Below are 12,262 nucleotides of genomic sequence, written 5' to 3'. Positions count from 1 at the left end.
TACCACTGGCTCATGAAAGGAGTCACGTGTTCACACCAGATTCGTCACCGTCTCCGCGCGGCGGCCGCCCGCGCGACGAGACGGTCGACGACAAGGTGCTGCCGGTGGTCCGCGAGTTGCTTCTCGAAGTCGGCTGGAACGACCTCAGCGTCCGGGCCGTCGCCGCACGGTCCGGTGTCGCCCGCGCGACCATCAACCGCCGCTGGGAGACGAAGGCCGCACTCGTGTTGCACGCCGTCCTGAACGACCGGATCCGGCTCGAGGACATCGGCACCGACCAGCCCGGGGGCTGGATCGAGGACCTCATCGGGCAGAGCCGGGAGATCTTCTCCCACCCCGAGGTCCGCACCGCGCTGCCCGGCCTGCTGAGCACCTTCGAACAGGACCCGGACCTGCGCACCCAGCTGTGGACCGGTCTCGCCGGCCCCGCCGCCGCCCGGTACGCCACCGGCGGGGCACCGGAGCGCCGTGACCAAGCCGAGGTCGACGCCCTCGCGATGATCATCATCGCGGCGGGCACGGCACTGTTCACCAGCGTGCTGGCGCCCGACATCACGACAGACCCCATCCGCGAACGCATCGACGAGCTGCTCCACGTGGCCGCGCGCGAGGTCACCGACGCGGCCGACACCGCCCCGGCCGCCGTCGACTGAGCCAGATCGCCCGACCGACACCCTGACCCGTCAGCGCCGAGCGGGCAGCAGATCCCCTCGACCGTGCGGTGGATCCCGTCGAGCGTGCACCGCCGCACCTGTCGGCGAGATCAAGTGCACGCCCGGCGGGATCTGATGCACGCTCGGCGAGTTCGACCTGGGGTAGGGCGCCTCAGGCCCGGGTGGCGAGGACGACGGCGAAGCGGTCGTCGGTGTCGGTGAAGACGCGGGTCACGTCGAAGCCTGCGGCGACGAGTTCCTCGGTGATGCCCTCGACGCGGAACTTCGCCGAGATCTCCGTCCGCATCTCCTCGCCTTCGGCGAACTCCACCTCGAGATCGAGGTCGGCGACATGCACGGTCATCGCCCGCTGCGCGCGCAGGCGCATCTCGATCCACTCGTTCTCCGCGTCCCACAGCGCGACGTGGTCGAAGGCGTCCGGATCGAAATCGGCGTGCAGACGGCCGTCGATGACCGACAGCACGTTCTTGTTGAACGCCGCGGTGACGCCCTGGGCGTCGTCGTAGGCGGGGACCACGATCGACTCGTCGACGACGAGCCCGACGCCGATCAGCAGGTGCTCGCCGGGACGCAGCGCGTCGGCGATGCCGGTGAGGAAGCCTGCCCGCTCGGCCGGCGTGAGGTTGCCCAGGGTCCCGCCGAGGAACGCGACGGTGCGGCCGGGTCGGTCGGGGATCGACACCGACAGGTCGGAGAAGTCGCTGGCGATGCCCTCGACGGACAGCGCCGGGTACGCGACGGTCAGCTCGTCGACGGCACCCTGCAGCGCACTGACCGAGACGTCCTGCGGCACATAGGTCGTGAGCGTCCCGGCACGTACACCCGCGTCGAGGAGCAGTCGCGTCTTCTCCGACGACCCCGAGCCGAGCTCGACCAGGGTCTGCATGCCGGTGGACGCGGCGATGGTGTCGGCGGCGGCGGCGAGCACCGCCCGCTCGGTGCGCGTCGGGTAGTACTCGGGCAGCGCGGTGATCTCCTCGAAGAGTTCGCTGCCCCGGGCGTCGTAGAACCATTTGGGCGGCAGGTGCTTCGGCGCGGCGGTGAGTCCGGCGCGAACGTCGGCGACGAGAGCCGCGTCGATGTCCGCGTCGGTCAGATGGACCTGCACGGGGATCGCCGCGGGAGGCGTGGAAGTCACGGATGTGTCCTGTCGTGTCGGGTGTCAGAGGTCGGTCACGGTCACGCCGTCGCGGGTCGCGACGACGAGAGAACGGTCGGGGACGGGCTGCCACCGTGGATCGGCGTCGAGCGGTTCGGACGACACGAGCACGCCGTCGTCGTCGGCCAGCACCGACAGCGAGTGGTGCACCGTCGTCGCCCAGAGGGAGTCCCCGTCCCCCAGGAGGAAGTTCAGTCGCGAGTGCGGACCGGTCCGGTCGAGGTCGGCCACGACCGACCGCAGGACGGCCCCGGGCTCGTCGTCCCGCAGGCGATGGCGGATCACCGACCAGAGGCCGGCCGAGTCGGTCGCCGCCGGTTGGCGCAGGAGATCGACCACGGGGACGTCGGCCGCCAGCGGGGCCAGACTCTCGGGCCACCCCCGCACGACGCCGTTGTGGCTGAAGGCCCACCGGCCGTCGACGAACGGCGCGGAGGCCGTCGGTGTCACGGGCATGCCCGACGTCGCGGATCGGACCGCCGCCAGGACCGCCCCGGATCGCACCGAGGCGAGCGCGCCCCCGATCACCGGGTCACCCCACGCCGGCATGGCCGAGACGTGCACCGACGCGGTCGTCGGGTCGTCCCACCACGCGGCACCGAACCCGTCGGCGTTCGCCACGGCGTCACACCGCATGTCGGTGGGAGCCCATGACTGCACGACGAGGGAGTGCTCACCCCGGGTGAGGATGTCACCGACGCTGGTGACCGGGCCCAGATAGCCCAGATGGCGGCACATCGATCAGGCGACGTCTCGCGCGAGTCGCAGTCCGGAGAAGATCTGCCGGCGTATCGGGTGGTCCCAGTTGCGGAAGGTGGTCCGCACGGCCACGGGGTCGGTACCGAACGATCCCCCGCGGAGTACGCGGTAGTCACCGCCGAAGAAGACCTCGGAGTACTCCGGGTACGGGAACATCGTGAAGCCGGGGTAGGACTCGAAGCCGCTCGACGTCCACTCCCACACGTCGCCCACCATCTGGTGCACACCGAGCGGCGAGACACCCCCGGGGTAGGCGCCGATGTCGGCCGGTTCCAGATGGCGCTGCGCGAGATTCGCGTGCACGGCCGTCGGGTCGTCGTCACCCCACGGATAGCGACGACCCGCGGTCGGTGCCGCCGGGTCGAACCGGGCGGCCTTCTCCCACTCGGCCTCCGTCGGCAGGCGTTTCCCCGCCCACCGCGCGAACGCCTCGGCCTCGAAGAAGCAGACGTGCACGACGGGAGCGTTCGGGCGCAGGGGCGTCATGGTCCCGAACACCCGCCGGAACCAGCGGCCGTCGACGTCGCGCTCCCAGAACTGCGGCGCGGTGAGGTCGGCCTCGACGCGATGGGCCCAGCCCCGTTCGCTCCACAGCTCCGGACGCTCGTAGCCGCCGTCGTCGATGAACGCACACCAGCGCTCGTTCGTCACCGGGAACCGCTCGATCGCGAACGCCGGCACCGACACCCGGTGCGCGGGTCGTTCGTTGTCGAGCGCCCACGGGTCGAGGTCGGTGCCCATCACGAAGTCCCCGGCGGGGACGATCACCTCGTCGACGGTGGGTGTGTCGGCCACACGCGGCGCGTCGGGTGCCCGCAACGCCGTCGGACCCGTCCGCAACTGGTGGGTCGCGAGCATCGTCTCGTCGTGCTGCTGCTCGTGCTGGGCGATCATCGCGAACGCGAAGCCGCGGTCGACGAGGCGTTCCCCCGACAGCGGAGACGCGTCGAGCACCTCGAGAGCGTGATGCCGCACCCCGGCGGTGTAGTCGCGGGCCTGGGTCGGGTCGAGCAGAGGCAGATCCGGTCGGCTGGCGCGGGCGTGCCGGAACGCGTCGTACAGGTCGTCGAGGTCAGGACGGATCGGCGCGCGACGGCCGACCTCGCGGATCAGCCACATCTCCTCCTGGTTGCCGATGTGCGCGAGGTCCCACACCAGCGGGCTCATCAACGGCGAGTGCTGCCGACGCAGGTCGTCGTCGGACACGGCGTCGACGAGACCCGCTGTGCGGGAACGCGCATCGCGTAGCACGGTCTCCAGGCGCGCGCGGACCTCGCGGGGGCTCTCGGCGAGGGGATCGTCGTGCAGGGCGGTCATCGGGGGTCCTGTCGGTCGAGGTCGGCGGGAACGGCGGGCGACTGCGCCGCGGGCGGCTCGCCCCGTCCGCATCGCGCGGCGGCTGCGGCGAGGAGGTCACGGTCCGGGCCGGACGGGGTGACGTCGGCGGCGAGGGTGAGCAGACGTGCTGCGGTGGAACGCAGTTCGGGGTCGGCGAGTCCACACTGCGCGCCGCGCATCCACGCGTCGGCGGTGGGACCTGCGATCGCGTCGACCTCGGCGCCGACGGCGTCGTCGGCCATGAGTGCCGCGACGGCCGCGATCGGGACGCGCCACAGGCCCTCCGGCTGCCCGTCGAGGTAGCGCACCTCGAGGTACCCCTGGGGGCGGACCATCGGGAAGACGGTCGTCACGTGGTACGCGAGGTCGCCGGCGTCGGGGCGGCGACCCACCGCGTCGTCGAGGTGGCCGCTCATCCAGTCGGCGAAGGTCGCTTCCGGCGGAGGCGCGTACCAGGAGCCGTCGGCGCACCGGACGCACAACAGCGGCACCGACAGCACCCAGTCGGCGTAGTCCTCGATGGTCTGGGCGTGCGGTGGGATCCGCGTGCGGTCGGTGCCGAGCCAGGCCCGCATCCGTTGCGACGCCCAGCGTTCGTCGTCGGCGCCGTGCAGTCGGGGCGAGCACGCGAACGCCGCGGTCATCGCCGGGCCGATGGTGTGCAGCCGCGTCCACCGCGTGACGGCGTGGTCGGGGTCGACGCCGGCGTCGAGCGCGACCTGCACGGCGGCGGTGTTGCACATCATCAACGACCCGAAGATGCCGCGGCGGGCGAAGGCGGCCTCCATCGACCGGTAGCGGTCGCTGGTCAGGATGCGGTGCGGTGCGCGGGTGGCGTCACCGGCGCCGGCGATGACCCGGATCCCCTGCGCGCCGAGCATCCCGCGGAGTTCGCGTTCGTCGGCGGCGAGCGAGCGACACAGGGCGTCGACGGAGTCGAAGGGGATGCTGGAGAGTTCGATCTGCCCGCCCGGCTCGACGGAGACGAGGCTGCCGGAGGTCAGGGGGCGGACGGGTGAGTCGGGCGAGATGGTGCGGGGGGCATGGTCTCCGAGTGCGGCGGCGAGGCGCGGGACGTCGGGACGGCCGGAGGAGTCGTGCGGATCGGTGGTGCGGGTGAACCATTCGAGTTCGGCGCCGACCAGACGCGGTGGGCCGAGTTTGAAACAGACGCGCGTCAGGTGCGCGGCCGCTGCAGGCCGCGACGTGATCGCCGTCGTGGGAGCTGTGGTCGTCATGACACCTTCCCGGGCCGGGGTCCGTGCGAGTCGGCGACGTTCCGGGCACCAGCGTCTCCAGTGCCCGTCGATGACCTCTCGATGCTACGGAGTCGGTGCGACAGGCACATCCGTCTGCGACAAGTGCGCTGGTCGGGTCGGCAGGAACACGACGAATCGGGCACCCGTCCCGGACGGTTCGACGCACTGGACGTCTCCCCCGTGCGCGCGTGCGAGAGCCCGGGCGATGGGGAGTCCGAGGCCGGCGCCAGGGGTGTCGCGGGCCCGGTCGAGCCGGACCAGTCGGTCGAAGATGCGGTCGCGGTCGGCGGCGTCGACCCCGGGTCCGTCGTCGGTGACGGTGATGGCCGCGGTCCCGCGGTCGACGCTGAGGGTGACCTCGATCGTCCCGGCCGGCGGGCTCACGCGGGCCGCGTTCTCGAGCAGGTTGGTGACGATCTGGCCGATCCGCCCGGGGTCGACACGTGCGGGCACGGTCGCCGGCCCATGTCGGGTGATCTTCAGGTCCGGATGGACCAGACCGGCCCGCTCGACCGCACCGTCGACGACGGTGGCGAGATCGGCGTCGACGAGATCGAGCGCGGGGTCGTCGTCGATGCGGGCCATGTCGAGCAGGTCGTCGACGAGCCGGGACGCATGCCGGGATTCACGGACGAGGAGGTCGGACCAGCGTGCGACCCGGTCCGGCCGGTCCGCGCCGTCGCGGGCGATCGACTCGGCGACTGCGGACAGTCCGGCGATCGGGGTGCGCAGCTCGTGCGCGGCGTCGGCGAGGAACCGCTTGATGTCGGCCTCGGCGCGCCGGGCCGTCTCCGCCGCGGTCCGCTCGGCGGTCTCGGCGGCCTCCAACGCGTCGAGCATCTCGTCCATCGACTCCGCGGTCCGGCCGAGCTCGGTGGACGGCGAGGCGGGACGGACGCGACGCCCGCGGTCGCCCGAGGTGATGTCGCGGGCGACGGCGACCATCGCCTCCAGCGGCCGCAACGCGCGACGGACCACGAGCAGGATGAGGCCGGTCGCCACCGCGAGCGCCACGAGACCAGCGGCCAGCATCAACCAGCGCAGCTGGTGCCGGACCTGGGTGATGGAGGTGGTGTCCCCGAGCAACGTCACCGTCGAACCGTCGGGCAGCGTGCGCGTGACGACGAGTGCGTCGCCGGGCGCTCCCGGGGCGACCGAACCCGGGCCCTGTCCGTCCGGCCCGCCCGGAGGCGGAGGACCGTCCTCACCGCGGGGCCCCCGGCCGCCCGACGGGCGTGGCGGGCGCATCTGTCCCGGATCGTCGAGGACCGGACCCGGTGTCTGGTAGACCGTCCCGTCCGAGGTCTGCAGTCGCACCCGGATGGAGTCCCCCTGCAGGGCCGTGACGAGGTCCTGGCCCTGGTAGCCCTCGGCCAACAGCGACGGCGCGCGGTCGGCGCGATCGGTGACCCGCGCGGACAGGTCGGACCGCAGCCGCTGGCCGAGCGCGATGTCGACGGCGACCCCGACCACGAGCAGCAGCACGGCGAACGCCACCGTCACCGCCACGACGACACGCCACCGCAGCGACGGCGTCGGGGTGGTGCCGGGGATGGCCCGCGGCCGGAGTCCCGTCACTGGGCGGACCGCAGGACGTACCCCAGTCCACGGACCGTGTGGATCATGCGCGGCCCGTGCGCCTCCATCTTCTTGCGGAGCGCGCTGACGTGGACCTCGACCAGATTGACGTCGTAGGCGTCGTATCCCCAGACCGCCTGCAGGATCTGCCGTTTGGTGACCGTGCGCCCCCGCTGGGCGACGAGGAACTCGGCGAGCCGGAACTCGGTCGCCGTCACGTCGAGCACGGTGTCACCGCGGGTGATGGTGGCGCCGTCGGGGTCGACGAGGAGGTCGCCGACCGTGATCGCCGTTGCCCGCCCGCCCCGACGTCGGAGGACGGCGTCTGCGCGGGCGAGCAACTCCTCGAGGCGGAACGGCTTGACCACGTAGTCGTCGGCGCCGCCGTGCAGGCCGCGCAGCCGGTCGTCGATGTGGTCGCGGGCGGTGAGCATGATGATCCCGGCGTCGCTGCGCGTGCGGACCACGTCGATGAGGTCGAAGCCGTCACGGTCGCCGGGGAGCATCACGTCGAGGATCACGAGGTCGGGACGCCTCCCCTCGACGAGCTCCTCCATCCCGTCCCCGGAGGACGCGCCGTAGGCGAGGTAGCCCGCATCGGCGAACGCGGCGATGACCGGCTCGCGGATGGCGTCCGCGTCCTCGACCACGACCATCCGCCGGGCCGCGCTGAACTCCCCTGCACCCGTCACGACTTCCCATTGTGGGGACGAGCCTGAAGTCAGGCTGAAGACCGCGCCGATCGGTCGCCGATTCAGGGTGGCTTCAGGTCCGGCACCCACCGTCGTCTGTGCCGCCGACGCGACATGCGACGTCGGCGAGGACCGAACGGAAGGTGAACTCACATGGCAGACGAGAAGGACAGGTCGTCCGACGCCGGCAACGGCGCGGACGTGACCCGACCGATGGACCGCGTGCACGACGGGTCGACGCCGGCGGCGCCGTACTCGGCACCGGTGTCGGACACCGTGCCCCCGACGGAGGCGGCCCCGCGCACGTCGCGACTGCAGCGCATGCGCGCGAGCACCTCGAAGCCGTGGGTGCCCGTCGCGGCGATCGCCGTCGGCGCAGCGCTCGTCGGCGCGATCGTGACGTCGGCGATCTTCGTCGCCAACCCGGTGCACGAGAACGTCAGCACGGCGTCGTCGAACAGCGCGCTGCCCCAGTCGGGTGGTCAGAACGGGTCGACCGGGCAGGGTCCCGACGGGCCCGGGGCGGGTGGGCAGCAAGCACAGCCGCCGAACGGTCAGGGTGGCCAGAACGGCCAGGCACCGCAACCGCCGAACGGTCAGGGTCCCGACGGCAAGGCAGGCCCCGGCGGTCCGGGTGGGCCCGGCGGACCGGGATGTGCCCCGGGCGGTCCCGGTGGCCCGGGTGGCAAGGGTCCGGACGGGAAGGGCCCCGACGGCAAGGGCCCCGACGGCAAGGGTCCGGACGGCAAGGCCCCGCAGGCACCGAACGGTCAGGCACCGCAGGCGCCCCAGCCGCCCACCGGTGGTCAGGCACCTCAGCCGCCGAGTGGCGGTCAGGCGCCCCAGCCGCCGAGTGGTGGACAGGCACCCCAGGCGCCGCAGGGCAGCTGACAGCACGACCCCATCGCACCCCCTCCGACACCGGAGGGGGTGCGGTGCGTTCACGGCCGCCCGTAGCGTGGGGGGACGCCGAGCCCAGGCGCGACGCACACCCCCGAGCAGACGGCGAGCACCAGATGAGCAACTTCCCGCACGACAAGGAGTCGCAGGTCGGCGAGACCGAGGAGATCCGCCGCGAGGAGAAGGTGTACGAGGCGGGCCAGTCCGACGCCGACGAGCCCACCGGCGAGATCGACCCCGGCGAGCACTCGTTCGGCGGGTCGGACGGGACGACCGACGGCACCTAGGACGGGCGTGGCGTCGGTCCGACACCAGGACGTCGTCGACGAGCTCCGCGCCGCCGGGTGCGTGTTCGCCGAGGACGAGGCGCGCATCCTGCTCGAGGCCCCCGACACCGACGTCGCCGCGCTCCTGGCCCGTCGGGTCGGCGGCGAGCCGCTGGAACACGTCGTCGGATGGGTCGCGTTCGCCGGTGCACGGCTGTCCGTCGCACCCGGGGTGTTCGTGCCCCGGCGGCGCACCGAGCTCCTCGCCCGCGTCGCCGCCGAGGCGACGCACGACGGCGCGGTCGTCGTCGAACTGTGCTGCGGGATCGGAGCCGTCGCCCACGTGGTGGCGACACGTCGTCGGCCGGCTCGGGTCGTCGCGGTCGATCTGGACCCCGCGGCGACCGCGTGCGCGCGAGTCAACCTGCCGCAGGCGGAGGTCCTGACCGGTGACCTGGTCGCTCCCCTGCCCGCCGATCTGCGTCGCGCCGTCGACGTCCTCGTCGCCAACGCGCCCTACGTGCCCACCGCGGCCGTCGAGACCATGCCACGCGAGGCGCGTGACCACGAGCCGCGCATCGCGCTCGACGGCGGTGACGACGGGCTCGACATCGCCCGACGGATCGTCTCCGAGGCGGGCGCCTGGCTGGCCTTCGGCGGGGTGCTGGCCATCGAGACCTCGTCCGGTCAGGCGCCGTCGCTCACCACCGCGATGACGGCCGTCGGCCTGCATGCCGACGTCGTGACCGACGACGACCTCGGCGGCGTCGTCACCGTCGGGCGGGCACCGCGAGAACAAAACCGAGAACTCCCGTCGTTGACGGTGGGGACCGCGCGCCCCCGCCCGGGGGCCGACACGGAAGCGAGCACCACATGAGCACCACCGGAACGGCCCTCGTCACCGGGGCGACCGGCTACATCGGGGGCCGCCTCGCGCCCCGCCTCGCCGCCGCGGGATGGACCGTCCGGGCGCTGGCGCGGACCCCGGCGAAACTCGACGACGCCCCCTGGGTCGGCGAGGGCACCGTGGTGCAGGGCGACCTCTCCGACCGCGACTCGCTGATGCGGGCGTTCGACGGCGTCGACGTCGTCTACCACCTCGTCCACTCGATGGGCGGTGACGGCACCGGCGACTTCAAGGAGGAGGAGGCCGAGTCGGCGCGCAACGTCGCCGCGGCGGCGAAGGCCTGCGGCGTCTCCCGGATCGTCTATCTCGGCGGGCTGCACCCCGACGGCACGAAGCTGTCGAAGCACCTCGCGTCGCGGGTGGAGGTCGGGGAGATCCTGCTCGCGTCGGGTATCGAGACGGTCGTCCTGCAGGCCGGTGTCGTCATCGGTTCGGGCTCGGCGTCGTTCGAGTTGATCCGCCACCTCACCGAGCGTCTGCCCGTCATGACCACGCCGCGCTGGGTGCACAACACCATCCAGCCCATCGCCGTCCGCGACGCCCTGCACTACCTCGTCGAGGCGGCGTCGGCGACGGTGCCCGAGAGTCGTGCCTGGGACATCGGTGGCACCGAGGTGTTCGAGTACGGCGAGATGATGCAGCTCTACGCGCAGGCCGCGGGTCTGCCGAAGCGACGGATGATCGTGCTGCCGTACCTGACGCCCACCCTGGCGAGCCGGTGGGTCGGCACGGTCACCCCCATCCCCACGTCGCTCGCGCGGCCGTTGGTCGAGTCCCTCGAGTGCGACGCGGTGATGAAGAACCACGACATCGACGAGGTGATCCCCCGCCCGGACGGCGGCCTGTTGACCTACCGGCAGGCGCTCGACGCCGCACTCGACCGCGTGCGTCGCGCCGACACCAGCGTGCCGTGGTCGAACGCCGACGCGTCGGTGTCGCCGGCCGAGCCGCTCCCGAGCGATCCTGCGTGGGCGGGTGAGGACGTGATGGTCGAGGAGCGGACCGCGACCACCCGCATCACCCCGAAGCAGCTGTGGGACACCGTCTCGTCGATCGGTGGTGACACAGGGTGGTTCACCCTCGATGCGGTGTGGCGTGCGCGGACCGCCGTCGACCTCGTCGTCGGCGGGGGGCCGGGCCCGAAGAAGCGTCGCCCGACGGGCGAGCCCACCAAGGGCGAGCCCCTCGACTGGTGGCGGGTGGAGGACGTGGAACCCGGCAGGCTGCTCCGACTGCGCGCCGAGACGACGATGCCCGGCACGGCGTGGCTCGAGCTGGGCGTGGAGCCCGACGGGTCCGGCGCCCGACTGCGCCAGCGGACGATCTACTACCCGAAGGGCCTTGCCGGACTCGGGTACTGGTACGGCCAGCTGCCGGCACACAAGGTCATCTTCGCGACGCTGGTGCGCGACATCATCCGGAACGCGGAGAAGTCGGCCCGCTCGTCGACCCGCGCCTGACGACCAGCCGGTAGAGACCTCCCACCGCGGCGACCACGATCCCCGCGACGACGGACGCGACCGGGAGGCTCACGGCGAGCGCCACACAGCCGATCGCGCCGACCACGTGGACGGCCATCGGGTAGCGGCGGTGAGATCCGGTCTGCGTCGCCGCGGCGAGGTTCGCGACCAGGTAGTACAGCAGCACCCCGAACGACGAGAAGCCGATCGCGCCACGCAGATCCACCGTCAGCACTGCGACCGCGACGATCACACCGACGGTGATCTCCATCCGGTGCGGCACCGAGAACCGCGGGTGCACCGCGGCGAGCGGTCGGGGGAGGTCGCCGGTCCGGGCCATGGCCAGCCCGGTGCGCCCGATCCCGGCGACGAGCGCCAGCAGCGCGCCGAGTGCGGCGACCGCCGCCGCGACACGGACGAGAGGCGCGATGACGTCGGCTCCGCTCGCGGACACCAGGGCGACCAGGGGCGTCGGGGTGTCGGCGAGGTCGTCGGGACCCAGCACGGCCACCGCGGTCACGCCGACGGCCGCATAGACGAGCAGGGCGCAGGTGAGCGCGCCGACGATGGCACGCGGGATGGCCCGCCGCGGATCACGGACCTCCTCGGCGAGGGTGGCGATCCGCGCGTACCCCGCGAAGGCGAAGAACAGCAGACCGGCGGCCTGCAGCACGCCGTGGACGCTCCCACCGTCGACCCTGATCGCCACGTTGTCCGCACGAGGGTCTCCACCGACGACCCCGGTCACCACCACCACGACGAGCACCGCGACAACTGCCGTGACGATGACCGCGGTGGCCGTCGCCGTCCGTGTGACGCCGAGACAGTTCACGGTCACCACCGCGGCGACGGCGACGACAGCCACCACGGGACCCCACGTCTCACCGGCCAGATAGGTCCCGACGGTGAGCGCCATCGCGGCGCAGCTGGCCGTCTTGCCCACGACGAACATCCAGCCCGCGGCGAAGCCCCACCACTCGCCCAGCCGTTCCCGGCCGTAGAGGTACGTGCCGCCGGCCTCGGGGTACTGCGCCGCGAGCTGCGCCGACGAGAGGGCGTTGCAGACGGCGACCACGGCGGCGACGGCGAGTCCGACGAGCAGCGCCGAGCCGGCGGCCGCCGCCGCGGGGGCGAAGGCGGTGAAGACCCCGGCACCGATCATCGAGCCGAGCCCGATGACGGTCGCCTGCGTCGTCGACAGACGGCGGGACAGACGACCGGAGCCCGGTGTGGTCATCGTCGAGGTGACCTCACCGGGCTCCGGGTGCGT

Annotated in this window: 12 protein-coding genes; 5 read left to right on the top strand and 7 right to left on the bottom strand. The window is 72.6% G+C overall.

Translation table 11 applies throughout. The annotated features are described in order from the left end of the window. Positions 1-26: 26 nt before the first annotated feature. A complete protein-coding gene (locus LX12_RS06210) occupies positions 27-653 on the top strand; it encodes a TetR/AcrR family transcriptional regulator (RefSeq protein ID WP_253653644.1) in 627 nt (208 codons plus the stop codon). 172 nt (positions 654-825) lie between these two features. Here the strand turns inward: LX12_RS06210 and egtD are convergent, their stop codons facing one another. From egtD to LX12_RS06180, 6 genes are all read right to left on the bottom strand, one after another. Beyond that, positions 826-1,812, bottom strand: coding sequence for an L-histidine N(alpha)-methyltransferase (egtD, locus tag LX12_RS06205; protein ID WP_253653643.1), 987 nt, complete (start codon positions 1,810-1,812; stop codon positions 826-828). A gap of 24 nt (positions 1,813-1,836) precedes the next feature. Continuing rightward, positions 1,837-2,571 carry an ergothioneine biosynthesis protein EgtC gene (gene egtC / locus LX12_RS06200; RefSeq protein ID WP_253653642.1) on the bottom strand — a complete coding sequence of 245 codons (735 nt, stop codon included), beginning with the start codon at positions 2,569-2,571 and terminating at the stop codon, positions 1,837-1,839. Positions 2,572-2,574: 3 nt separating this feature from the next. Then, positions 2,575-3,909, bottom strand: a complete 1,335-nt coding sequence (gene egtB / locus LX12_RS06195) for an ergothioneine biosynthesis protein EgtB (RefSeq protein WP_253653641.1) — start codon at positions 3,907-3,909, stop codon at positions 2,575-2,577. Beyond that, complete coding sequence (egtA, locus tag LX12_RS06190; protein ID WP_253653640.1) at positions 3,906-5,168, bottom strand: ergothioneine biosynthesis glutamate--cysteine ligase EgtA; 1,263 nt, start codon at positions 5,166-5,168, stop codon at positions 3,906-3,908. Before egtA ends, egtB begins: the two co-directional genes overlap by 4 nt. A gap of 84 nt (positions 5,169-5,252) precedes the next feature. Further along, complete coding sequence (locus LX12_RS06185; protein WP_253653639.1) at positions 5,253-6,767, bottom strand: sensor histidine kinase; 1,515 nt, start codon at positions 6,765-6,767, stop codon at positions 5,253-5,255. Beyond that, the gene (locus LX12_RS06180) at positions 6,764-7,459 is read right to left on the bottom strand and encodes a response regulator transcription factor (RefSeq protein WP_253653638.1); all 696 of its coding nucleotides are present in this window, start codon (positions 7,457-7,459) and stop codon (positions 6,764-6,766) included. Before LX12_RS06180 ends, LX12_RS06185 begins: the two co-directional genes overlap by 4 nt. Before the next feature lie 153 nt (positions 7,460-7,612). Between LX12_RS06180 and LX12_RS21920 the strand changes: the two genes are divergently transcribed. The 4 genes from LX12_RS21920 to LX12_RS06160 all read left to right on the top strand — a co-directional run bounded on the left by LX12_RS21920 (position 7,613) and on the right by LX12_RS06160 (position 10,992). Beyond that, the gene (locus tag LX12_RS21920) at positions 7,613-8,350 is read left to right on the top strand and encodes a hypothetical protein (RefSeq protein ID WP_301284198.1); all 738 of its coding nucleotides are present in this window, start codon (positions 7,613-7,615) and stop codon (positions 8,348-8,350) included. A gap of 125 nt (positions 8,351-8,475) precedes the next feature. Then, positions 8,476-8,646, top strand: coding sequence for a hypothetical protein (locus tag LX12_RS06170; RefSeq protein WP_253653637.1), 171 nt, complete (start codon positions 8,476-8,478; stop codon positions 8,644-8,646). Positions 8,647-8,653: 7 nt separating this feature from the next. Next, a complete protein-coding gene (locus LX12_RS06165; protein WP_253653636.1) occupies positions 8,654-9,502 on the top strand; it encodes a putative protein N(5)-glutamine methyltransferase in 849 nt (282 codons plus the stop codon). Then, entirely contained in the window at positions 9,499-10,992 is a 1,494-nt protein-coding gene (locus tag LX12_RS06160; protein WP_253653635.1) for a DUF2867 domain-containing protein, read from the top strand. Before LX12_RS06165 ends, LX12_RS06160 begins: the two co-directional genes overlap by 4 nt. On the opposite strand, the gene LX12_RS06155 is transcribed toward LX12_RS06160, so the two are convergent. Continuing rightward, positions 10,946-12,229 (bottom strand): APC family permease, encoded by a 1,284-nt coding sequence (locus tag LX12_RS06155; protein ID WP_253653634.1) that lies wholly within the window; start codon positions 12,227-12,229, stop codon positions 10,946-10,948. The genes LX12_RS06160 and LX12_RS06155 overlap by 47 nt on opposite strands. Positions 12,230-12,262: the final 33 nt, after the last annotated feature.

This window comes from Williamsia serinedens (assembly GCF_024171725.1).
GTDB lineage: Bacteria > Actinomycetota > Actinomycetes > Mycobacteriales > Mycobacteriaceae > Williamsia_A > Williamsia_A serinedens.
Note: the sequence above shows the minus strand (reverse complement) of the source record. Positions and strands in the feature narration are given on the sequence as shown.